Source organism: Streptomyces tardus (genome assembly GCF_018101125.2).
GTDB classification, from domain to species: domain Bacteria; phylum Actinomycetota; class Actinomycetes; order Streptomycetales; family Streptomycetaceae; genus Streptomyces; species Streptomyces tardus.
Genome location: NZ_JAELVF020000001.1, coordinates 1,624,155 through 1,647,260, shown reverse-complemented (window position 1 = coordinate 1,647,260; position 23,106 = coordinate 1,624,155). Strand labels below are relative to the sequence as shown.

Sequence of the window (23,106 nt, the reverse complement as noted above, 5' to 3'; positions counted from 1 at the left end):
CTTCGTCCCTACGGTTGTGAGATGGCAAATGGGGTGTGGCACACCGGATATGACATAGAGATCAATCTGTCCCTGTCCGACCTCGGTCACCCGGGTCTTCCCGATCTGCTCCAGGAGATCACCACCAGTGTCTCCGAGCGTGACCCGCAATTGCTCGAATGTCTGGCGCACCATGAGAAGCGCGAGTGCCTGTCCGAGTCGGGCGGCAAGTCGCCCTGGATGTTCATTCGCCGAGGGCGCGTGGGTGGCCGGCGGCCTCTCGTGGCCTCGCACCTGCCGATCACGCACAAGGCGACGCCGGCGGAGAGCGCCCAGCACAAGGCCACCAAGGAACGGATCGTCGAAACCGCTGGTCGGTACGGGTTGCAAGCCGAAGCCGAGGTCCCCGTGGCCAACCGTCGGAGCGTCTCGGACGCCGTCGTCACCGGCCCCAGAGATCTCAAGATCGGTTGGGAGGTCCAGTATCACCACCTCAGCCCCAGCAGTGTGCGTCGGCGCTCGGCCAATGCCGTGGAGCACGACATCACCCCGCTTTGGGTGGCAAAGGACCGTGCCGCCTCTCTGATCGACCGGGCACCGTGGGTGCGGGTTGACGACATGCCGTGGATGGAGATCGCCGATGGCAAAGAGATGGTAATCCGCGGTGGGTACCGGCACCTTGAGGTCTGGAAGTGCGTTCCGAGCAGCGAGCGTCACTGCCTCGTCAGCGAGGGGGCCAGCCACTGTGGCGCTATTCATGCGGAATGGTTTGTGCCGGCACTCTGCCTGCCGCAGCGAAAGCACATCCGTATCGAGGACATGATCCTGCAGAGCGCTACGGGCGAGAGTGTCCCGGTCTATGTGCCCAGCAGAGGGGACGGGCGAGCCGGGCGGCACATGTGGGTTTCAGTCGAGGACTGCTCGCTGTGGCAGGAGCTCATCGGGGAGAAAACTCCTCTGCCGGCGGCTCCGGTCGAGGAGACGGACGACGTGATCACCTTCGCCGAGCAGGAAGTTGACCGCACCTGCCGGGCTGGAGAGGAGGGCCGGTTCGTCAGCGACGGCCGGCTCGTCCGCGACTTCGATCAGCCAACCGGTGGCTTCACTCTGCCCCGCATGCCGGTTCAGCGCTCCCCCGAGCCGACGCGCATCACTGCTGCAGAACGCGCCGCCGCTTCCGCCGCTTTGGGTTGTCCGCCTTGGGAGCTCGGCCCGTGCGCCGGCTGCAGCCGGCTGCAGCGGCGTTACGGGCGGAACACCGCCATGTACTGCAGCGTGTGCCGAGCCGTCCTCAACGGGCGGTAGCCGCAACGGCAGCCAAGACTGAGACCGCACAACAACGAAGGTCCCGTTCGCTTGCGCGAGCGGGACCTTCGTTAACAGCCCGGTGAGGCTGTGGCGGAGGATACGAGATTCGAACTCGTGAGGGGGTGAACCCAACACGCTTTCCAAATGTTCGTCTAGGGGTCCGGCAGAGGTCGTAGGCATCCTGACCTGCAGCGAAGCCCTCGGTGCGACCGCGATCGGACGGGGCTGGACCGGGGTGAATGAGACCAGGACTGAGACCATCGAGAGCCGTGCCGAGGAGGACGTCCAGCCGCACGGTCCCTGTTCACCAGCGCTTGCGCGATCGCGCACCTCAGCCTGACCGGCGCCGGCGCGGAGCAGGAGAAGCGGAGCAGGAGAATTGGCACGCTCCTGGGTCACTCGTCGCAGAGGCGGATGGCCAGCACTGTCCCGTCGGCTCGGATCGACACCGTGTTCCAGTCCTTCGATGTGCTGCGCTGCGGCCACTGTCCTCGCAGGCTGTGGACCTGGCGACGGTACTCGTTGACGCGCCCGTGGTGGAGATGCGTGTAGAGCCCTCTTTCGAGCCCGGAGAACGCTTCTACCCGGGTTCCGTTGAGGCGGTAGATGTGATCCGTGCCGACGAAGTCGATGTCGTGGATGCGGTGCTCCGCGTCTCGCAGCCTGTCTGTACCGGCATGGGTGTCGTGGTTGAAGTGTCGTCGCCCTTGTTCTTTGGTCAGGTACCGAGCGGTGGGTTTGCCCCCGCCGGTGAAGGCGGTGAGTGCGGCTGCTTCCGTCCGGGCCAGCACGACGCTGAACCAGGCGAAGGACTTGGGCAGTACCTGGAACCCGGGAATCGTGGTCCTGTCGCCTTCGGCGGGCAGCACGACATCGGGCATGAACTCTTGCTGCGTGAGTTCGAGGTCGAGGTCGACTCCCGGTTTCTCGCCGGACGGGCGGAGCAGAGTCGTGCCGGGAGCTTCCAGAACGTGCAGGGCGAGGCTCTCCTTGGCCGGGATCTCGGTGCCTATGAGGAGGTAGGGGACCGTGCCGTAGGGCCCGATGTGGACTGACTCCACATGGGCACTGGCGGTGCTGAGCTGCTTGTACACCTGGTGAACGCTGCTGTGGGTCCCCTTCGAGGACACCAGGAAGATCTTGGACGGCTCTCCGGGCTGCCAGGCTTCGACAAAGAAGTGGGGGCGTCGCTGCAACGGTTCCGGGCGAGGCCCGGTTCCGGTGCTGCGCAGGGTCCACGCAGCCTTCAGGGCGATGTCCGCCGGGATCACGGAAACCGAGTGGTCGGGGTACCGGGACCTGACTATGTGCTCGGCCAGCAGCGAGGCGAAGCCGGTGCCGATCTCTCCGGACTGCGTGGCCTTGTAGAAGCGCAGGAGCTCGCGCCCCTCGGACGACAGCTGCAGGAATCGACCCCGGTCCGCTTGCAGTGCCTGGCTGTAGCGCAGGCTGCCCCAGTGCTCGGCGAGTCCTCGGCCGGCTCCCTGGCGGGCCGCAGCAGCGCCGAGGCCGATGGCGTGTAGGACTTGCCACGGGGTGAGCGACAGTGATCGCGGCGCTTTCCGAACGGCCCTGTAGTCGGTTCGCCTGCGCAGCGGGCCCCGCCCGTCTTCCAGGCGCTTGTCGTCTTCGTCTGAAGCCGCCTTGTTGACCTCGGCAGCGAGTCCGTGAGACGACCGGACCTGAATGTTGGAGGTGGTGCTCAGCTCGTCCAGGATCTCGGTGACGGTTTTGGTTCCGTCCTCGTTCACCGGCGCCTCCTCTGTCGTTGCCATGTGGTGTGAGCCGTTGGACGCTAGAAAGGTGCCGGGGAGCGCAACAAGTACGCACGAGGGGCGCACAACCGGATTCGGCCATGTCCTCCGCTTGAACGCGAGCAGAGACCTTCTGCGATCAGAAGGCGATCCTGTGGCTGCTCTTTTCCAATGAGGCAGCGATGGGAACAACGGAGCTGGCTCAATAGACCCATGGAGATGGGTGAGCACTGGGCGTACCGAGCGCGGCCGAAGGAGCTGGGCAGCACGGTTCGCCGGGTCGAGATCGTGCGTGTGGGCGAGCGTGGCAGGACTGGTTGGATCCACGTCCGGTTCCTCGAAGGCGACGATGCGGGGCTGCAGGAGTGGGTCAACCCCAGCTGTCTTGTGGCGGGCTGGCAGGACGTTGAGGCGTTTCGCAAGGACGATGCGAGCGAGCTCGCACTGGCCGAGGCATCGCGGGAGGTGCGGGGGACCGCAGACTTCGAGGCTGCCCGGCTGATCCTTGGATTCGTCCGTCCGAAGAGCAAACTCCGCCTACGCCGCGGGGTCTCGGACGCGGGGATCCTGGAGCTGAGCCGCCTCGACGAGGGGGCCCGGCTTGTCGGGATGGAAGCAACGGACCTGCGAGGTGACCCAATGGTCTACGAGAATCGCGACGGTCTGTGTCTGGCCGGGTGGCCGGTCACTGAGCGCATCGCGCGTCACGTGGCCGGCCGTCGCGCTGACGACATCCTTCCGGAGGTGGACCGCAAACAGCAGGCCGTCGAGCAGGAGCGCACCCAGTCTTCCTGGTACTCCTACAGCCGCCGGGACGACCGCAAGCTGGACGCGGAAGCGGCCGTTCTGCGGACCGTCCGGGAGTGGTGCGGCCAGGACAAGGCCGAGCGCTACGACGAGCTGATCGCCCTGCGGGAAGAGGTCGTCCGGCTCGGAAAACTCGTGGAGAGGTCAGTGAAAGCCCTACGCGACCGCGGACACGGCGTCATCGCCTCCACCATTGAGCGCGACCTCGGGGTCCATATCTCCAGCCTTGGGCCAGACGTTCGTCGGTAAAGTTGCGCCGCCGCTCTGGCTCCGGCTGGGGCGGTTCGGCTTCCGCCTTGGGCTCTTCCTTTTTCGGTGGTTTCTCCTTCTCCGGCCGCTGTGGATGCCATCCGTCGAGGAACGGCCGTAGCTGGTCGCCCGTGGGCTCCGCATGGAGGTTGTGTGCAGTAAGGCCCCTGCCTGCCACGGTCGGGTCGAGCCTGTTCGCCTCTGCCTTTCCCCACGCGGACCATTCGCGGATCCGCTCGGCTTCGTGGGGGTCGTCCGAGACGGATGCGGCCTCGTCGAGCGCGGTGCAGAAGGACCGCATCTCCCCTGCGGCTCGCCACTGCGCCAGGGCGGTTCCGAACCGATCAACCCGCGCGGCATCCACTGCCTTGATCGTCGCGACGCTGATCGCCGCTTCCCACTCCCGCCGCGTGCGTTCCTTCTCCTCCGCCTCCTGCCGACGGCGCTCCTCCTGTTCCTTGGCTTCCCGCCGACGACGTTCCTCCTCCTGCCGCTCTCGCTCCTCACGCTGACGCTGCTGCTCCGCCTCACGCGCCAGCCGAGCCTTTTCCTCCGCCTCCGCGTTCGCCTTCAGCGCCCGGAAGACGGAGTCGATCTGGTCCTCCAACGGCTTCTTGGCGGTGTCGGACCACGCCTTCTTCCAGCCGTGGTAGCCGTAACCCGAGTCCTGGCTCAGTGCCAGTTCCAGTTCGCCGGACGGCTCGAGCCGGTGCGCAGGGTTGACCCGCTGCCAGTCGTACGTGCGCCGGCCCGGCTGCGTGGGCACGTACCTCGACGTCGGTGATCACACGGCTGCGGGCCAGGCGGATCCGGTTCCACTCCGTGTCGTCCTCGCCCGTCACCCGGAGTAGGCCGAGGAAGAAGTCTCCCTTGGCCCGCCCGCTGTACTTCAGGTGGTAGCCCTCCGGCGCGCACTGCCGCGCGGCGTCGAACGCCCGGCGATAGCGGGCGCGTTCTTCGGCGCTCGGATCCGGGATCCGAAGGAACCGATCGGCCTTTTGCACCTCCGCGATCAACGCCGTACCGATCTCCGCCGCCGACGGGCGTGCGGGCTTCGCGGGACGCGTCGGCTTCGCATCAGGTCGGTGCGCCGCCCGCCGGCGGGAGGGCGCAGGAGCCTTCGGCTCGGCATCCTTGGGTTTCGGCTCGGCGGCTACAGGCCGCTTCTTGCGCGGGGCTGGTTCAGGCCGGTCCGGGTGGTGGCCGTGTTCCAGGTAGAAGCGGCCGGCATCGGTGATCTCTGCCTGCCATTTCCCACTGCGTTTGGGCATGGTGATGAGACCCCGCTCCTTGAGGGCGCGGGCGGTGAGGGCGAGTTCCGGGCTCGCGGAGGTGACGGGATTCGTTCCCTCTCCGATGCGGGTGAGTAGGGACAGTTGTCGATCGTTGAGCGGCGACCATCGGTACATGAGAACCGTCGTACCGGTCCCGACGAGTGCTTACACCCGGAATGGCGATGTTCCTGGATCCTGGCACTCGGCCGTTTTCACTCCCCGGGGCGTCCTCGCGACGCACCGCTGACACCGTCGAGAGCTTCTTCGCGCTGCTGCAGAAGAACGTCCTCGGCCGCCAAGTCTGCGCAACACGGCAGGAGTTGAGGATCGCCATCGTCACTCGAACGCACCTACCACCGCTGGCGCAGGCAGAGACGCCTGGCCAGATTGGCCCCCATCGAGTACGAGACCATCATGACCCGGCCCGCAGCACTCGCTGCATAAACCCCGCTGTCACTCGATCACGAAGCAGTCCACCCACGGGTCGGTGCACGGACGAGATCGGTTGTCGTCAACAAAGCGAGGACTCCGACGGCTGTAGTCGTTCACTCTGGTCAACCGCCCGAAGAGCCCTGGGTGCCTCCGAGCTCCTTGGTGGTGGCGGCGATCTGCTGCTCTGTTCTGGCTGCGGCCTTGCGCTGACGCGCCAGTTTCGCCTCAGCTGCCCGAAGCTCGGCAGCTAAGCGCTCCCGTCGGACCTCTCCGGCAGGGTCTTCTGTGGGGCCGACATGCACGGCTTCGACCACGCCTCGCCGCTCTCTGCAGGTCGGGCACGGCACAACGGATGTCGAGAAGCTCCGGCGGTCGCGGTGCTGGGTAAGGCGAACGGTGTGGTCGCAAGTGAGTGTGAGGTCCCAGTCATCGAGATCGCGCTTGTTGGTCTCGTGGCCTAAAAGGATCTCCTTGATCACCTTCGCCTGCTCCTCACTCAGGGGAGGAGGTGGGCAGCACTGGCCGCAGTGTTGGGTGCGGGATGCGCTCACCGTCCAGCGCACCGCTCGACACTTGCCGTGGCGCTCCTTATATCGGGTCTCCTCCGCGTCGTGCTCAGCCCGCTCTTCAGACGTCATACGCAGCAGTGGTGGCCAGCCGCCGAGGCCATCGAGAATCGGCTCGCCGCAGCCGCGGCAGGGATGGCTGCTTTGAACTCCACACGGCTCAGATACGTGCCTTCCCGTTGCCACTGCTCGCGCGTCGCCTCCCGGCGCCGGTCGTCATCCTCCGCCTGCAGCGCCTCCCTGCGGTTCCTCGCTCGGGAGCGCTCTTGCCGCTGCTCCTCCGTCAGTTTGCCCACATTGACCTCCGCCACTTGCTCGCGGAATCAGTGTGAGCCAGAGGATGCGCAGACTCGTCGCCTTGACCGTCCTACGCTTCTGCTTGCCTGGACATGACTGATCGGGCAAGACAATTGACCTGAAGTGCATTTCTGGTGGGCACGTATCGGCCGACTGAGGCCGACAAGACTGCTGTCCACGTAGGGGACCGGTCTCGTAGTGGGGCCGATGGCGGCAACTCATGGGCGGTGGCCGGGATGCTTCCCAGGCTGTGACCGCAGATGTTGAGTCACGCTCTGGGGGTACGAACCATTGCCTGGTGCCAGCAGGGAGCGGACGAAAAGAGGGGCTGTCAGCGCCAGCTGCTATCTGTTGTCATATCAGATAGCCCGGATATGCGCCGGATCGCCAGGAGAAGCGATTCATGCCCTTCACCGCGTTACACCCCGATGCCGGACGACTCGACACCACCCAGCTCGATCTTGGGTGCGCGATGGACTGGACCCAGATCCACAAGTCGCGTCCCCGCGCCCCGCTCACCTGTCCGGAATGCTCCTGGGGCGTCCATGCCAAGGTCTCCCGACACGGCGTGCGGTTCTTCTGCCACGACCCGGGACGGCCGCCATCGTGCGAGCTGTCGAACGAATCGTGGGAACACCACATGCTCAAGCTGGAGTTGGCAGGCGCCATCCGCGCAGCCGGGTGGTATGCCGAATTGGAGGTCCCGGCCGAGGACGGCTCATGGCGGGCGGACGTAATGGCGTCCGCGCCAGACGGCACGCAGCGCATGGCCTGGGAGGCACAGCTGTCCCCGATAACGGTGGAGGACATCCGGGCCCGCACCGCCCGCTATCGGGCCGAGAAGATCGCGGTGTGCTGGGTCAGCCCGCATAAGAGGCCGCCGCAGTGGATGGGCGCCGTGCCAGGCATACGGGTGCGGGCACCAGAGGCCGAGGGCGCCTGGGTGGTGGACGACGGGGTAGCTGGGTTCGACTACCCCGCCGGCGGTTGGACGTTCCGAGAAGAAGAGCTGCAGACATTCGTCCGGTGGGTATTGCGCGGGCAGCTCTCTCCCTGCCGAACTCTGCGGCGCTACCGACGAGTTGCCCGTGTGGTCGACGATAGGCGCTGGGTGTACCTGCGGGACTTGTGGTGGACCTCCCAGCGTTCGGCGCGCGCCCAGACCGAACATGAGGAGATGCGCCTACGCCAGGAGAAGGCGAAGCAAGCGCGCGAAGCCCGCAAGAAACAGAAGGAGGCGGAGGCCGAGCGACGCCGCAAAGAGCTGGAAGAAGCGGATCGAATCCGCCGCGCAGAGGAGGCCGCGCTCCGACGGAAGGAACAGGAGGGCCACAACCGCGGTCTCCTGGAGCGGATGCGCGAGCGGTGGGCCGAGAAGGAAGCACTCCGCGCCCGCGAGCAGGCCGAGCAGGAAGAGAAAGAGCGGCAGGCCCTGGAAATAGGGAGGGCATGGTGGGGTCGGCTGTCGCGGCGGCAGATCGAGGAGCTGTTCGCTGCTGTCGCCGAACTGGCCTGGCGGGAGGAACAGTTGCGAGTGGAGATCCCAGATAACCCAAGCCTGGCGGCGCACTTTGCCTACGGCGTGCCGGTGTACTCCCGAAGGCGTTACCACGCGCTTTACGGCATCGTGCGCCCGTGCCCCAACCTTGTGCCGCTCTCACCGCAGCTGTCCTACCACCGAGCTTTCGTCCGCAACGCCCAGGAGGTGCAGGAGTTCGGTGAGGCGCTTGTCGGCCGCATCACACACCTCGGCCTACCCGATCACGAGCAGCTGACCATGGACTGAGACTGAGGGGCATGTCGTCTCACCTGGCAACCCGATCCAGCCATGGCGTGACGGTGCGAGCTCAAAAGGCGACCGTAGTGGCCTGAATGGGGCCAGATTCCCGAGGGAGCGAAGTTCCCCCGCTGTCGGAGTCGCCCGACAAAGTTCTGGATCACTGTCAGCGCCAGGGACACGGAGGGGCACCGAAACCGCGATCACGAACGGCCACGCGCGTGGCAGGTAGCCTCGCAGTAACCGGCGTGCAGTGGATTCCGTCAGTGAGATATCGAGGTCCCGCTGGGCCACAGCAGAGACTTGCGCACTGCACCGACCAGCGACGCCGCGCGTATGTCGTCGGTGCCACCGACGATGTGATTAATGACGTATCCGAACGCGACCCCGAGCTCTGGGTCGGCGAAGGCGAGGGAGCCTCCCCGGCCCGTGTGGCCGAAGGAGTTGGGGCCGATCATGGGGTCGCCCTTGGTCGGCAGCATGTAGCCGGAGCTGAATCGGCTCTGCGTGACGACTACTTGGTCGAGCCCGGCGGACTGTTCCTTGGTCGCCGAGGCGAGGACGTCCGGCGTCAGGAGGCGTACGCCGTCCACCTCGCCGATCACGGCCGCGTACAAGCGGGCCAGGCTGCGGGCGGTGCCGATGCCGTTGGAGGCCGGGAGTTCCGCAGCGTGTACGTCGGGGGAGTTGAAGTCGATGGCAGCCGGTTCCGTGACCTGGAAGGCCCTGTTGCTGAGGGAGTTGGGGTCGCGCCAGGCGGCCACCTGGTCGCGAAGTTCTGCCGGGATCTGGTCTTCGGGCAAGGCGGTGAGGTCGACATCTGGCTGCCGGTACGACATGCGGCTGACGCGGTCGCGTTCGCTCACCGGCAGGCCGACGTGGAAGTCCAGGCCCAACGGTTCGGCGATCTCCTCGGCTATGTAGCGGCCGGGGGTGCGGCCGGATACCCGGCGGATGATCTCGCCGACCAGCCAGCCCCATGTCCGTCCGTGGTAGCCGTGTGCCGTGCCCGGGGTCCACAGGGGGCGCTGTGCGGCCAGGGCCTTGGTCATCGGGTGCCAGGCCAACGCATCGGCCAGCGGCACTGGTTGGTCCACCGCCACCAGACCCGCCTGGTGTGAGAGCAGCCACCGCACCGGGATGTCCGCCTTGCCGTTGGCGGCGAACTCGGGCCAGTACACGGCGACGGGTGCGTCCAGGTCGAGGGCGCCTCGCTGGGCGAGGAGATGCACTGCGGTGGCGGTGACGCCTTTGGTCGCCGAGTAGACGAGTTGCAGGGTGTCCCGTTTCCACGGACGACCGGTCTCGGCGTCTGCGGTGCCGCCCCACAGGTCCACCACGGGACGGCCGTGGTGGTACACGCAGACCGCCGCGCCGATGTCGCCGTGATGGTCGAAGTTGGCCGCGAACGCCTCGCGCACCGGCTCGAACCCGGGCACGACTTCGCCGTTGATCGTCGTCATGCCGTCATCCTGGCACTCCAGTCACCCACTCCGGAGGCCCGTCCGGAGGACGGCATCTGATCAAGCTGCGGCGGGCAGCGCCTGGATCCTCTCGCGGAATTCTCGGACGGCGGCCGTGGCGGTCTTGTGGTGGGGGAACACCGCAACCCACCGGCAACCGTCCGGATCACCCTCGGGCGCAATACCGGTCGCGTGCAGAACACGCCGGGCGATCGTCGCCCACTCAACATCGGTGAAGATCCTCGGGCGCCGCGCGCACCGAGCAGTGCCACACTTGCCCCTCCGGCGCGCGGTCGGCGGCCTGCGCCTTCGGGGGCATACCGCGGTCGCAGTACGGCTGTACGAGACCGCCGTGAGGCTCGGCCTTGGGATAGCGGACGTTTGTAAGCCCAGGAGCAGGGACCTACGCAGATGCCTCCTCGTGCCCTTCGAACAGGAGAGTCGATTCGGCGAGAATGTTTCGGTTCAGCTCGCTCATGTAGATGAGGTCGATGCTGCCGTAGCGGGCCTGTTCGTAGTCGAAGCCAAGGTCCGCGACGGCCTTGCGGACTGCGTCTTCGGAGGGACCTTCGATCTCGATGAACGTGGGCAGGGCGGGCCAGGTGTCGAGGTCGTACTTGATGTCGCCGAGCTGCCATTCCTCGCGGTAGTTCTGCTGGTACCGGACCTGGCGGAGCCCAGTGGCCTTGAGGAGCTCGGCGGTCTTGTCGAGATCGTCAACCTCGATCTCGACCTCGGTGGTGCCGTTGATGGTGGTGGCGTCGCTGACCTGCTTGAGGGTGAGAGTGGTCTTGCCGCCTTCGTCGCGCAAACGCAGCCATTGTTCGCCCTGGACAGCGTCGTTCTCGAAGATCAGCCGGGTGAACATGGTCCTGTCGAAGACGAGTTGGGCGCCGGAGGTACGGAGCTGGTCGCGGACGGCGTCGACATCGATGTTGAGGAACTTGGCCTCGTACTCATTCTGGGGCATCGCTGGTGGACTCCTAGCGCGGTTCTTACTTGGTCAGGTCGTGGAAATCGCTCTCGCGAAGGTGGGCGACCTCAGCGCACGCCTCTCCCGCGACGAACTCTTCCACGGGCAGGCAGAGGTCCATGCGCTGTATGCATACTCCGACGTGGAATCTGCCTGCTGTGTCGCGGTAGAGGCGCACGCCGTAGTAGCCCTCTTCGCAGTCGGTGGGGTTGTTGAAGCGGCAGCTGGTGCAGGTTTCCGGCAACCGTAGTGGACGGATGTGCTTGACGATCAGCTCTCGGCCACTCGGTAGCTGGTAGGCCATGCGGAAGCCGGAGGTGCCGGCGATCAGCCGTACTTCTGTTAGCTCCGCCTTGAGCTCGCTCAGCAGGAGGTCGATCGCCTGGAGCGAGTCGTCTCCGTCTGCCAGAGAAGAGAGCACGCGTACGGAGAGCCTGTCGGAGTACTTGTGGAGCAGCCGGTGAATGCGTGGAACGTGTCCGCGGTTCGGTAGCACCACGTTGGCACGAGTCCCGATGCCGACGTCCATGGCGAGTTGGATCGACGCGTCGAGGGCGGCGATCTTGCGTTGCGCGAGGGCGGGTCTGCGGTAACGGGTGTTCTGGACCTGAGCGAGCTCTTCGGGTGTGGTGCCGAAGATGGAGAAGTTGACGTGGTCCAAGCCCGCGTCTGCGCAGGAGGCCAGGGTGCGTCCGCCGTTTTCCCCGTTGGAGGTGACGCTGACCTCGTAGCCGGCTTCCTTCGCCAAGGCGACGATCTGCGGCAGGCGTGGATGGAGGGTTGGTTCGCCCCCTGTCAGGTGCACTTCGTCGAAGTCGAGTGCTTGGCGTAACTGTGTCAGCGCCTGCCGAAAGGCTTCGTCGGGGAAGACCGGCGCGCTCAGGAAGCTGGAGCCGTTGGTTGCCGCGTAGATGGAGACGCGCCCTGACGGGCCTGTCGGTGCGAACGCTCCGATCTGGTGAGTGCGGTTGTCCGCGCTCACGGGGGTGCCCTCGTTGTGGCAGAAGGTGCAGGTCATGCCGCACGCGTCGATGACCTTGACGCGGAGTGTGCGGTCGGTGCTGATTGTGACGGGCACTGAGCTGTCTATCTCGGCCAGGGCAGGGTGCTGGATCATGAAATAGCCTCTCTTTCGTCGAGCGGCCCGGGCGTGGGGCACTTGGGTGCGCCCGCGCAGTCCGCAAGGAGTTGTGGCTGGTTGATGGCGAGTACTGCTGTGGGACCCGCCCGGCCGTCGAGCTCGGCTCGTAGACGGCCGGGCGGGTGAGGCCCGTCCCGGGTGGGCACGGGGGAGCCGACCCGCCGTACGCGGGTACACACTCGGGGCAGGCCGGTTCAGGGAGCGGACGTTGAGGCGAAAACCAGGCCGACGGCAAGGCCGCAGGAGGCGCTGATGCCGATGATGAAGAGAAGGCCGGCGTAGCGGCCGATAGCGCGCATCACCGCACGCGCCCGTCGGCAGTTGCGGTGCACGTGGCGGTGAACGGCCAATGCGGCGATTTGGTGGGCTCGCGTCCGTGAGTCATGCGCATCGTGGCCCACACTGTCTTGCCGACCGGTTTGCGAAGGCGTTGTCCGACGTGCAGAGCGAGTGTGCTCACGAGTTCGAGGCCACGGCCGCTTTCGTCGTCACTGCCGGCCGTGAGGACTCTGGGCGGTCGGGGGCTGCTGTCGGAGACCTCGACGAGGCAGGTGCCGTCGGATGGGACCAGTCCGACCTCGAAGAGGTGTCCGGGGAGGTGGCCGTGCATTACGGCGTTCGTCGCGAGTTCGCTCGCCACCAGGACGGCGTCGTCGATGTCGTTGCGGGCGTACCCCCGCTCGTGGAGGGCCTTGTTCACCTGGGTGCGGACAAGTGGGACGCAGCGGGCAGTCGAGGCGAACTGCATGCGCCATTGCTGGGTGGTTGCTGGGTTGTGCTTAGCCATCGCGTGCATCGCGTCCCCTCGTAGCGGGTAGTCGGGGGACTACTGCACCGCGTGAGGCCATCACGGGATCAGGTCACGGTGATTACCCAACGTGGGTAAGATCTGCTGCGGCTGACCACCCGCCCAGTACGCGCCGTCGAGACGGCCGAGGAGCGCACGTGCCCGGACCGCAGTCCTACACGGGACTCCCACCCGAGTTAGTCGCGAGCTCTGAGTTTCAACGCGTCTGCCGCGAACGCGACTTCGGGCAGGTTTTTCAGCTTGCGAAGAAGTGGGCGGGCGTTTATCCCTCGCGTATCGCGGCGTTATGCGGGATGACGCCCAGCAGGGTCGGGGAGATCATGTCCGGGCGCAGAAGCCTCGCCCATATCGACGTGATCGAACGCGTCGCGGATGGGCTGCGCATCCCAGGAGCCATGCTTGGGCTGGCACACCGACCGTGGGAGATCCCCGCCATCCCGAGGGAGTTCAAGCGCACACCCGGCCAGCCTTCAGCGTCCATAGACGAGGTGGCAGCGGTGGCAGAGGATGGCGGGGAGGCAAGCGGCATAGATGACCTGCTCACGCTTGCCGACGGGAAGGTGACTCGGTCCACGCTCGTGGCGTTGCGGTCCTCGGTGGAGGACTACTGGCGCAGAGACGACGAACACGGCGGCGCCTCACTGCGACCGGCAGTCGTCGGGCACCTGCGCTACGTATCGCAGCTAATGAACGGCGCCGACGAAGCGCTGCGTCGTGACCTGCAATCCTTGGCGGCCGAGCTCGCCCGGCTAGCTGGCTGGGCCTACTTCGACGCCCGCCAGTACAGCACCGCACGTACCCACTTCACACAGGCCCTGCGGCTCTCCCGCCTCCAGGACGACTACCTCTTCATGGCCAATGTGCTCTCCTGCATGAGCCTTCAGGCGACCTACGACGGCAACTCCACCGACGCCGTGGCGCTGGCCTGCAGGGCCCAGGACTCCGCCCGCGCAGTGGGTGATCAGCCTTTGGTCATGTCGATGCTCCACATGCGAGAGGCGTTCGCGCAGGCCACGCTTAGCGACTCGATGGCCTGCCACCAAGCCCTCGACCGCTCCCGCGACGCTTACGAACAGGCCAGAGGTCGGGAAGATGTAGCGCCCCCCTGGGTGCGCTACTTCGATGAGAGCAAGCTGATCGTGGACACCGGTATCGCCCTCGCCCGCCTCGGGGAGTCTGCACGAGCAGAGCCCCTCATCGCGGAGGGCCTGCGTCGGGAGTCGGCCGCTCAGCAGCGGGGCCGAGCCTTCCACGCCTTCTGGCTGGCTACTGCCCAGCTCCAGCAAGGCAGCCTGGATGCCGCCTGTCAGAGTGCCAGTCTGGCCCTCGACTTCACCGCATCCCTCGACTCACCACGGGTGGCAGGACATGTGCGGGAGTTTCACGGGCGTCTCGCTCCTTACGCCCGGGAAGCACCGGTGATCTCGTTCGAGCAGAAGATGCGCGAGGTTCTTGGCTAGGAACCGCCGTGCCTCTCACCTGGGCGTAAGGACGAGGCACGACAGCGACCCAGACTGCCAGTTCAGCCGATGACGCCGGTCGCCTCGTCCAGCAGTAGATAGAGCAGCCCGACCAGGCTGCCGCTGCTAACGATCTCGCGGCGGTCGATCATGCCGCGGATCTCCGAGATCGGCACCCACTCGATGCGGTCGGTCTCGTTCAGCTCGGTGGGCGGGCCGGCGTAGGCGGCCCCCTCTGCGCGGAAGACGTAGTGCTCGGAGTCCGTAATGCCGTTCGCGGGCTGCGCGTAGACCAACGGCTTCATGCCGTCCACCCGCCAGCCGGTCTCTTCCTCGACCTCGCGAGCCGCGGCCTGCTCCGGGGTTTCGTCCGCCTCGATCAGGCCCATGGGCAGTTCCCAGCCCCAGGTATCGGTGATGAAGCGGTGACGCCAGAGCATCAGCACGCGCTTCTGCTCGTCTACCACCGCCGCCACCGCCAGGTGGCGCATCTTGACGACATGGTGTTCCCAGCGTCGTCCGTCGGGCTGCTGGACGTCCGCGAGCCACAGGTTGACCCAGGGGTTGCTATAAATCTGACGCTCGCCATGAACTGTCCACCGCATGAGCCGACTTCCTTTCTCGCCCTGTGTCATCCCAGCATGTCACTCAGACGAGAACCCGTCTGCTCAGCTAGCGACTTCCCGGCAACGACCACAGATCTGGCCGGAACACAGCGCTCGCCAGCCTCCTACCGACGCCGCCGGCCGAGAGGCCGTTCCGCGGGGAGGGAGATAGGAGCGGCTGCCTGTGGGTGTGGGGCGAAGTGCGTGGCCGTCGAGCTGCGGGCCTGGGCAGCTCGCGTCCGTGCGCTGGATGCAGGGTGCTGGCGCAGGCGCTCGATGCGCCAGACCAGAACCCTTGCGGGCGAGCGTGTGTCGTCCAGCGCCCGCTGGTCGGCGGCGTGCTTCAGCAGCCGGGCGGGGTCGTGCCCTGCCACCTTGGCGTCACTCAGGACAGTTGCCAGGGCGCCCCAGTCGGAGCTTGTGAGGATGTCGTCGGCGTGTTCAGGCAGGGTCTCGCGAATGACCTCTGAGTGTCGCTCGGCCGCGCGTGGGGGCTTGCGGTTGGCGAGCGAGGTCAAGGGGGCCTTTGCGGCTTCGTTGTAGGCGGTCTGGAGAGGTGTCAGGGCCTGTTGTGCGGCGAGGGCCTGCTGCCGGTTGTGGTGCTTATCATGCCAGCGGACGGCGGCGATCACTGCGAGAACTATCGCGTCAAGGAACATCGCGAGCGCGGTCCCGTCCCTGGGCGTGGGCTCTCGCAATATGGCCCGGACGGCCGCGCGCAGTGCGCGGCTGCTCTGGTGGTCGGGGCGGATGTGGGAACGCGTAGCACGCTCGAACGTGGTCGCGGCCTGGTGGAGGTTCAAGCGAAGGCTGCTCGGTGCAATGAGTGGGAGGGCGTCGAGTGCTTCGCCGAGTGTGGCGAGATGGGCCTGAGAGGCGTTGTCATCGTTCTGTTCTAGGCTGCGGGGGATGCTCTCGGCGGCGGCCGTGGCTAGGTGCCAGGGGTGGGGCTTGCCGTTCAGCTCGGGAACTTCGGTGACGTTCAGGCGTTCGCGGATCTTGGGGAACGATAGGTCGGGGGCGAGTTTGCAACCGGAGAACCACACCGGTTCACCCGCCGCGTTGACGTCACCGGGGAGGGCGACCTTGTAGCCGCGGATATCGCCGGAGGGGAAATGCTGCACCTCCACGAGGACGCCGTCCGTGTCGTGGAGAAGCCGGACGAACTCTTCGGTGGTGGTGGCAGCGGCGACGGCGGTGCGGACGGTGGTGCGGAGGCGTTCGCGGGCGGTTCGGTCGCGGCCGGTGCGATGGGCTTTCTCGTGTTCGGCGCGGGTGGGGCGTTTGGCTGCGGTGCGGTCGCTGCGTGCGACCTGGTGGAGGCCGTACTCCTTCTCGATGGTGGCGAGTTCGCGGTCGGCGGTGAGGTAGTCGTTCCAGTGGCGTGCGGTGCGCAGGTCGGGGCGGACGGTGGTGGCGGCGATGTGGATGTGGTCGGGGGCGTGGCGTACGGCGATCCAGCGGCAGCCGTCGGGGTCGCCTTCGGGTGCGATGCCGGTGGCCGCGACGATGCGGTGGGCGATGTGGGACCACTCGTCGTCGGTGAGGGTGCGGTCGCCGGGGGCGGTGCGGAGGGAGCAGTGCCATACGTGTTGGGTGGGGGTGCGGTGGTGGCGCTTGGCTTGGTTGACGTGGAGGTCGAGGTCGGCGACGAGGAGTTTCCTGGTGGCGGCGGCTTCGGCTGGGGTCACGCTGTGGGCGGGGTCGGGGGCGTAGCCGTCCCAGGAGGCGACGAGGTGGGGGTTGGTGTGTTCGTTGGCGCGGCCGGGTCCGTAGAGGTAGCGGATGAGGCCGGCGGTGTTCTTGCCGCTGCTGATCTTGGCGATCATGAGGCGGACTCGTGGCGGACGGCCTGGTTCGCGGTGTGCGCGAGGTGGCGGATGGAGGCGGCGACGCTCTGCTGAATGCGCTCGGCGTGGGCGAGGGCCGCGAGGTCTCCTGCGTGCAGAGCGGCTCCGGCGTTGAGTTTCCGGGCGATCTGGTTGGCGTTGTTGCCGATGCCGGCGAGCTCGCGGCGCAGGGCGGCGAGTTCGTCGATCAGGTCGTCGATCGAGGTGCGTTGGCCAGGGAGGGCGACGTTGAGCTTGCCGTCGAGGTGCGTCATGACGACAGCGCCGACGTAGTGCGCTGCGGCGATGTTCAGGGAGCGGGCCTTGGCGAGGATCGCGGCCTTCTCACCGGCGCTGTAGCGCACGTCAACACGGTCTCGGCGCTGCACGGGCATACGCGCGCGACGGCGCGCGACACGGCGCAGTGCGGCTTCGTCGGCTGCGCGGGACAACGGCACGGGTACGGGCGGTGGGTGCTGTTCCTGCTCGGGTGCCCCCTGGCGCCCGAGTGCCTCCGCCACCTCCGGGGCGGAGGCTCCCCCGTTCGGCCGGCCCTTGGACGGTCCAACGGCATACCTTGCTGCGCGGGTGGAGTCGGCGGTCATCTTCCTCTGGCGGGTGGGGAGTTCGGGCTGAGGGTCGTGCATGCGGGTTTTCTCCAGGACGGGGGCGGTACGCGGGCGATCTGTCATCCCCGGGCGACACTTCAGGCAGGTGCTGGGCCAGCGGCCGGGTTCAGACGCCAGCTGCTGCTGAAGGCGCGGGTTGCGAGGCGGCTTCGTCGAAGCTGCCAGGCGACTCGATCTCGACATCGTCGTCGCAGAAGTGCTGGGCCTGGCTGGTGCGTTCGGCTCGTAGGTGGTCACGCAGGGCGCGGGCGCGTTTCTGGCCGATGCGCAGCTCCCTGCGTAGACGCTCGGCAGTGAGCTGGTCGTCGCTCCAGTCGGCTGTCAGGAGCCGGGCCTCGTCGAGGGCTTCGCCGTCGATTCGGGTAGGGGCGGCAGTCGACTTGGTGGGAACCCGACCGGTTGCGCGAGGCGGGCCACCTCCGGCCGACTCGGCTCGGTTCGCCGACTGGGGTGGTCGGGCAGCGGGGGCCGACGTGTCGGCCGCGGTCGGCCTCGTCGTGGGCGGCCCCGCGACCTTCACGGGGGTCGACTCGGTCAGCTGTCCTGGGGCTGGTTTGACCAGTTCAGACGCCGACTGCGTGGGCTCCGGGCCAGCAACTTCGGCCGCAGCCTGCCGAGTCGCCTGTGCCGAGGCCGCTTGGGCGTGGTCGGCCGACTCCGGGTCGTGGTGCAGCACCTTGGCCACGAGTTCCGACCCGAAGTAGATCGACCCGACCGGGAGCGAGGTCGCCAGGAGCACGAGTGCCCAGTTCACCGGGTCCTGGTCGGCCAGTCGGCCCCACTGGGCCGACGCGGTGTGCAGGGTCGGTATGAGGCCGTGCACGTAGTTCAGCAGGAGGCTGGTGATGGTGTAGGCCGCCAGGACTCGCAGCGCGAACTTCCTGTCGGGGCCGGTCAGTACGAGCGTGGCGACCAGCGCGAGGGCCATCAGTCCGTCCACCACGATCGGGTAGAGCAGGGCGGCGGTCGAGTCGGCGCCGATTGCGCGGGCCACGTCGGAGAGCGCGTTCCACGAAACGCGGAAGGCCATGAGGACGACGCCCACCAGGCCGATCACCAGGGTGATGCGACCGTTGCGGTGCATGCGGCGCCCCATCGTGTGTGCGGGCGGCCGGTGGGCATCGCCAGGATCGCCAGGCCGGCGACCGCTGCGTCCGCGAGGGCCAGGGTGAGTGGGAGCAGGGGAGTGCAAGGCGGAGGGCTCCAGGTTCGTGGGTTTTGTGGGGCGGGCGTGCGGGGCGTTCACGGTGGGGGCGTACACGCGAGCCCCCTTCTAGAGGGGGGCTCGCGCGTGATCGCTCTGCGTGTGTACGCCGTGAACGGTCGCGTGATCGTTTGACCTGCGGGTTTGGTGCGCGGCGTGAGCGATGTGAGCGGTTCTCGGGCGGCTGCCTCGTCGGGGGCGCGTGTACGGTCCCGTGATCGCTCGGCTGCTGTGGTCGAACCGCTCAGGAGACGGCGACGATGTGGCGAGCGGAGGCGTGATAGCGGGCTTGCTGGCCGCCTCCGTTGCCGCCTGCGATGCCGTCGGCCTTGTTGGCCAGTCCGGCTTTGACGAGGGCGTCCAGGGCTCGTCGTGCCTTCTCGATGGCGGCCCGGCCTGGTGTCCTCTCGCCGGTCTGGGCGATGGCGAGGTCGCGGACGCTCAAGCCCCCTGGGTGGGCGCGAAGGATGGTGATCGGGTCGAGAGTTGGATCGAGCGTTGTGGTGCCCCGCGCGTGGTCGTGGATGAGTTGCAGCGGGCCGACTTCCCCCGTGGGCGACTTGAGGTGGTGCAGGGTGACAGCGGGGTCTCCTGCCTCTCCGGTGATGAACAGGACGCTGCCTGCGCCGGAGGTGAGCCAGGTGGAGCCGTAGACGCGGTCGAGCGAGGGGCGCGTGTCTCGTGGTGTGCCGTCTTGGGACTTTCGCTGGTGGTGCAGTTCCATCACCTCCACACCGCTGCGGATCGCACGTTGGCGGGCGTTGTTGAAGGCGACGGCGAGGGCGTCGTCGACGAGGGTGCTGGCAGCGTCCTTCAGGCTGTCGATCACGATGGTGTCGGCCCGATGGGCGGCGGCGAGGTCGGCGAGGAGGTCGGGTTCCTTGTCGAGGGGTGCGGGCAGGGGACCTTGCCAGACCGCGAGCCGCTCGCGCAGGACAGCTTCGTTGGTGAGGTTGACGCGTCGGGCCATGGCCTTGGCGATCTGCTTCGGGCGGTCCATAGCGAGATAGAGCACTCGCCGACTGGGCCTGACCGGCATGTCCAGGACACTCTCCTGCAGCCCGAGGCGGGCGAGAACGACCTGGTGGGCCAGAGTCGTCTTGCCGACGCCTGGGGCCCCGACGATCATCAGGCTCTCCCCGGACGCCCAGACGGTCTTCTCCCGCGTGCCCCACAGCGGATCGGTGTCCGCGCCGGTCTCGCTGACGAACTGCCAGCCGTCCACGAGGTAGCGGGACAGGCGACTGGTACCTGATGCCAGCGCCCGCTCGCGGCCTTCGCGCACCTCGGCTTCCATGTCGGTGCGTATCAGGTCGGGGTCGGCTCCCGGCTCCAGCGCGCGCTGAGCGGTGCGGATGCCGGCGGCTTGCAGGGTGCGCAGCTCGGCCTTGTGACGCACGATGCCGGCGTAGTAGACGGCGCTCTGCACGGCGAACGGAGCACCGGAGAGAGTGTGGAGGTAAGCCTGGCCGCCGACACGGTTGAGTTCGTCCCGCTGTCGCAGGTGGTGGGCCAGCGCGATGGGGTCGGTGGGGGCGTCCGCCGATCGCAGCTCCAGCAGTGCAAGCCAGATCGTTTCGTGTGCGGGCCGGTAGAAGTCGCGTCCTTCCAGCACGCTGCGGACCTCGTCGACGGCTTCATGGCCGTGCATGCAGGCGCCCAGAACCCCCTGCTCGGCCAGAAGGTCGTGCGGTGGTGTCACCTGGTCAGCGTGGATGGCGAACTCGTCGAAGGGCTGCGCGGGTGGCGCCTGAGCAGAAGGGGTCGTACCCTCGGGCATTGAGCTCCTCACCCTGCGGGCCATATGGGGCGGCAACCCCGGCCAGCAGGTGATCGTTCAGGGATGGGCGGTTGTGAGGTCTGAGCTTGTGCCCCTGGCGTATCGCGCCAGGGGCTTTTTCATGTGGCGGTGGTGGGCTGGCGGCCTCCTGCGGTCGGCAGCGGACGGTAGGCCGCTACTCTGCCACATCTCTGCCTGGAGCAGAAGTGCTCTGCTTCAGGCAGAGTGCATGCTACAGTTTTTCTGTCCTTGCAACCGGCAGGGACTTGCTGCCTGCGGAAGGGGCATCGTGGACGACGAGGCCGAGCACGAGGGCGTTCTGCTCAGCGGCGAAGGCAACGTGGCAGTGCGGATCAAGGTGGAGCGGGAAGCCCGGGGGTGGAGTACGACCACGCTCTCCGAGCGTCTCAACGAGGCCGGCTACGAGATGAACCCGTCCGCGGTGTGGCGCATCGAGAACGGCAAGCGTCGCATCAACCTCGACGAGGCCATCGGGTTCGCCGAGGTCTTCGGACTCTCCCTGCGCAACCTGGTCGGACCTCCGCGCCTCGCGGCCAAGGCACGTGCCATGGAACTCATCGACGCCGCCGTCGATGCCTACCGCGCGACACAGCGCGCCAACGTCGACTTCACCCGGGCCCGCGACGCCCTCGACACCTACCTCGCCGACCACCCCGAAATCCGCGAGGAGGCTGAGGTCATGGTCTCCAACGCCATCGCCAGAGAAGCCACGAACCACCTCGTGGATACCCACGGATCCCCTCCCGGCGGCGAACCCGACGCCCGAACCTGACGGGTCGACCGCTACGCCTGCAGCCATCACCGCCCATCCCGAACGATCCACCGGCCGCACGGAGTTGCCGCTCCGGCGCTGCCAGACGAGGACTTCCCTTGCCACGCTCTGCTCTGCCCGTGACTCAGATCGCCGACCTCCTCGGTGTCTCCGAAGCGGCCCTGCGTGCCCTGATCGCTGAGCGCCGTGACAGCCACGGCGATCCCACCCTCGCCGCACTCACCGTTGTCGAAGCCGCCCGCCGCCTCGGCATCGGCCGGACGAAGATGTACGAGTACGTCTCGTCCGGAGCCATCCGCTCCGTCAAGATCGGCAGCCTGCGGCGCATACCCGAGGAGGCGGTCGGCGAGTTCCTGGCCTGGCGCGACCAGGTCACGGACTTCGACACTGCTGCCTGAGCGGGGCCACCATGGCAGACGCCCCGAAGCCGAAGCCCCGTAACTCCCGCCAGCCCAACGGTGCCTCATCCATCTACCTCGGCAAGGACGGACGCTGGCACGGCCGCGTCACCGTCGGCGTCAAGGACGACGGCACTCCCGACCGTCGCCATGTCGGGCGCAAAACGCGCGCCGAAGTCACCAAGGCCGTCCGTGACTTGGAGAAGCAGCGCGACTCCACCGGCGTCCGCAAGGCCGGCCAGACCTGGACCGTCGAGACCTGGCTGACCCACTGGGTGGAGAACGTCGCCGCGCCCAACGTCAGCGAGAACACCATCGACGGCTACCGCGTGGCCGTCTACCACCACCTCATACCCGGCCTGGGCGCGCACCGCCTGGAGAAGCTGGAGCCCGAGCACCTAGAGCGCTTCTACCGGAAGATGCAGGCGAACGGCAGGGCTTCCGGCACCGCCCACCAGGCCCACCGCACGGTCAACACAGCGCTGAACGAGGCCGTCCGCCGCCGCCACCTCACCCTCAACCCTGCCTCGATCGCCAAGGCGCCCAAGGTCGAAGAGGAAGAGGTCGAGCCGTACTCGCTAGAGGAGATCCAGCATCTCCTTCTCGAAGCGGCCAAGCACCGCGACCACGCCCGCTGGGTCATCGCGCTCGCCCTCGGCCTGCGCCAGGGCGAGGTCCTCGGCCTGAAGTGGGAGGACGTGGACTTCGAGGAAGGCGTGCTCTTCGTCCGCCGAAACCGCCTGCGGCCCCGCTACAAGCACGGCTGCGGCGACAAGTGCGGCCGAAAGCCCGGCTACTGCCCCCAGAAGATCAACACCCGGCGCGAGACGAAGGACACCAAAACCCGCGCCGGCAAGCGCACGATCGGCATCCCTGAGCAGCTGCTGAAGCTGCTGCGACGGCACAAGGAGGAGCAGGCGCGCGAGCGGGCACCCGCCCGTGACCTGTGGGTGGAGAAGGACTACGTGTTCACCTCGCCGACCGGCGAACCGCTCAACCCCAACACCGACCACCACAGGTGGAAGGACCTGCTCAAGGCGGCCGGTGTCCGCGAGGGCCGACTCCACGACGCCCGCCACACCGCCGCCACCGTGCTGCTGATCCTCGGCGTCCCCGAAGCCGTCGTCGACCGCATCATGGGCTGGGAGCCCGGCAAGTCCGCCCGCATGCGCCGCCGTTACCAGCACCTCACCGGCCAGGTGCTCCAGCAGACCGCCGCGAAGGTCGGCGCCCTCATCTGGGGCTCAACACCCCAGCAGTCTCCGTCGACACCAGGAGGCCCCGTGCAGTGCTTGAGTCAGCGTCCCGCACCGACAGAGCCGGATGTGTACGTGGCCTGCCTCGGCAAGCGGTACGTTCCGTTCCTGTACAACGACCACGCTCAGGCTGTCGCATCCCAGTGGACCGCCGATCACCCCGGTAATCCAGCGCACGTGGAGAAGTGGGACCAGCCACAGTGGGAACAGCTGGGGCCCGGTGGTATCCGGGCAATCCGCGACCGGGTTCCCGACCGCCGTCTAGTCCATCACGCTTACGCCGTGTTCGAGGCCAGCGGTGAGCGGCTCAACATCGGCCGCGAG

At 67.3% G+C, this 23,106-nt stretch carries 18 protein-coding genes and 2 pseudogenes; 8 read left to right on the top strand and 12 right to left on the bottom strand.

Annotated elements, in window-relative coordinates:
* Positions 1–21: 21 nt before the first annotated feature.
* On the top strand, positions 22–1,284 hold the full coding sequence (locus tag JGS22_RS07085) for a competence protein CoiA family protein (RefSeq protein WP_236073063.1): 1,263 nt from the start codon (positions 22–24) through the stop codon (positions 1,282–1,284).
* Positions 1,285–1,682: 398 nt separating this feature from the next.
* Here JGS22_RS07085 and JGS22_RS07080 read toward each other — a convergent pair whose 3' ends face one another.
* A complete protein-coding gene (locus JGS22_RS07080) occupies positions 1,683–3,038 on the bottom strand; it encodes a hypothetical protein (protein ID WP_211041384.1) in 1,356 nt (451 codons plus the stop codon).
* A gap of 216 nt (positions 3,039–3,254) precedes the next feature.
* On the opposite strand from JGS22_RS07080, the gene JGS22_RS07075 reads away from it, so the two are divergent.
* Positions 3,255–4,097: a PE-PGRS family protein gene (locus JGS22_RS07075; protein WP_211041385.1), complete on the top strand. Its 843-nt coding sequence runs from the start codon at positions 3,255–3,257 to the stop codon at positions 4,095–4,097.
* Here JGS22_RS07075 and JGS22_RS26115 read toward each other — a convergent pair.
* Positions 4,027–4,863 carry a hypothetical protein gene (locus tag JGS22_RS26115; RefSeq protein WP_236073061.1) on the bottom strand — a complete coding sequence of 279 codons (837 nt, stop codon included), beginning with the start codon at positions 4,861–4,863 and terminating at the stop codon, positions 4,027–4,029. The two genes, JGS22_RS07075 and JGS22_RS26115, sit on opposite strands and share 71 nt — an antisense overlap.
* Positions 4,864–5,622: 759 nt before the next feature.
* On the opposite strand from JGS22_RS26115, the pseudogene JGS22_RS07065 reads away from it, so the two are divergent.
* Positions 5,623–5,815, top strand: a pseudogene (locus JGS22_RS07065) (IS3 family transposase); the annotation flags it as partial.
* Between the two features lie 110 nt (positions 5,816–5,925).
* Here JGS22_RS07065 and JGS22_RS07060 read toward each other — a convergent pair.
* Complete coding sequence (locus JGS22_RS07060; RefSeq protein ID WP_211041386.1) at positions 5,926–6,282, bottom strand: hypothetical protein; 357 nt, start codon at positions 6,280–6,282, stop codon at positions 5,926–5,928.
* 787 nt (positions 6,283–7,069) lie between these two features.
* Here JGS22_RS07060 and JGS22_RS07055 point away from each other — a divergent pair.
* The gene (locus tag JGS22_RS07055; protein ID WP_211041387.1) at positions 7,070–8,452 is read left to right on the top strand and encodes a competence protein CoiA family protein; all 1,383 of its coding nucleotides are present in this window, start codon (positions 7,070–7,072) and stop codon (positions 8,450–8,452) included.
* A gap of 254 nt (positions 8,453–8,706) precedes the next feature.
* Here JGS22_RS07055 and JGS22_RS07050 read toward each other — a convergent pair whose 3' ends face one another.
* From JGS22_RS07050 to JGS22_RS07035, 4 genes are all read right to left on the bottom strand, one after another.
* Entirely contained in the window at positions 8,707–9,906 is a 1,200-nt protein-coding gene (locus tag JGS22_RS07050; protein WP_211041388.1) for a serine hydrolase domain-containing protein, read from the bottom strand.
* A 403-nt stretch (positions 9,907–10,309) separates the two neighbouring features.
* A complete protein-coding gene (locus JGS22_RS07045; RefSeq protein WP_211041389.1) occupies positions 10,310–10,876 on the bottom strand; it encodes a class IV adenylate cyclase in 567 nt (188 codons plus the stop codon).
* Positions 10,877–10,901: 25 nt separating this feature from the next.
* Entirely contained in the window at positions 10,902–11,996 is a 1,095-nt protein-coding gene (locus JGS22_RS07040; protein ID WP_211041390.1) for a radical SAM protein, read from the bottom strand.
* A 322-nt stretch (positions 11,997–12,318) separates the two neighbouring features.
* The gene (locus JGS22_RS07035) at positions 12,319–12,807 is read right to left on the bottom strand and encodes an ATP-binding protein (protein WP_236073060.1); all 489 of its coding nucleotides are present in this window, start codon (positions 12,805–12,807) and stop codon (positions 12,319–12,321) included.
* Between the two features lie 158 nt (positions 12,808–12,965).
* On the opposite strand from JGS22_RS07035, the gene JGS22_RS07030 reads away from it, so the two are divergent.
* The gene (locus tag JGS22_RS07030) at positions 12,966–14,288 is read left to right on the top strand and encodes an NsdA family TPR-like regulatory protein (RefSeq protein WP_211041391.1); all 1,323 of its coding nucleotides are present in this window, start codon (positions 12,966–12,968) and stop codon (positions 14,286–14,288) included.
* 62 nt (positions 14,289–14,350) lie between these two features.
* Here JGS22_RS07030 and JGS22_RS07025 read toward each other — a convergent pair whose 3' ends face one another.
* The 5 genes from JGS22_RS07025 to JGS22_RS07005 all read right to left on the bottom strand — a co-directional run bounded on the left by JGS22_RS07025 (position 14,351) and on the right by JGS22_RS07005 (position 20,335).
* Positions 14,351–14,893 carry an NUDIX hydrolase gene (locus JGS22_RS07025; RefSeq protein WP_211041392.1) on the bottom strand — a complete coding sequence of 181 codons (543 nt, stop codon included), beginning with the start codon at positions 14,891–14,893 and terminating at the stop codon, positions 14,351–14,353.
* 125 nt (positions 14,894–15,018) lie between these two features.
* Entirely contained in the window at positions 15,019–16,722 is a 1,704-nt protein-coding gene (locus JGS22_RS07020; protein WP_216814871.1) for a relaxase/mobilization nuclease domain-containing protein, read from the bottom strand.
* The gene (mobC, locus tag JGS22_RS27040; protein WP_308405553.1) at positions 16,719–17,087 is read right to left on the bottom strand and encodes a plasmid mobilization relaxosome protein MobC; all 369 of its coding nucleotides are present in this window, start codon (positions 17,085–17,087) and stop codon (positions 16,719–16,721) included. Before mobC ends, JGS22_RS07020 begins: the two co-directional genes overlap by 4 nt.
* Positions 17,088–17,457: 370 nt before the next feature.
* Positions 17,458–18,435 (bottom strand): DUF2637 domain-containing protein, encoded by a 978-nt coding sequence (locus JGS22_RS07010; RefSeq protein ID WP_211043801.1) that lies wholly within the window; start codon positions 18,433–18,435, stop codon positions 17,458–17,460.
* A 364-nt stretch (positions 18,436–18,799) separates the two neighbouring features.
* A complete protein-coding gene (locus JGS22_RS07005) occupies positions 18,800–20,335 on the bottom strand; it encodes a DnaB-like helicase N-terminal domain-containing protein (RefSeq protein ID WP_211040256.1) in 1,536 nt (511 codons plus the stop codon).
* Positions 20,336–20,621: 286 nt separating this feature from the next.
* On the opposite strand from JGS22_RS07005, the gene JGS22_RS07000 reads away from it, so the two are divergent.
* From JGS22_RS07000 to JGS22_RS06990, 3 genes and pseudogenes are all read left to right on the top strand, one after another.
* Positions 20,622–21,128 (top strand): helix-turn-helix domain-containing protein, encoded by a 507-nt coding sequence (locus JGS22_RS07000; RefSeq protein WP_308405801.1) that lies wholly within the window; start codon positions 20,622–20,624, stop codon positions 21,126–21,128.
* 98 nt (positions 21,129–21,226) lie between these two features.
* Positions 21,227–21,526, top strand: a complete 300-nt coding sequence (locus JGS22_RS06995; RefSeq protein ID WP_211040254.1) for an excisionase family DNA-binding protein — start codon at positions 21,227–21,229, stop codon at positions 21,524–21,526.
* A gap of 11 nt (positions 21,527–21,537) precedes the next feature.
* A pseudogene (locus JGS22_RS06990) lies at positions 21,538–22,770 on the top strand (tyrosine-type recombinase/integrase); the annotation flags it as partial.
* Positions 22,771–23,106: the final 336 nt, after the last annotated feature.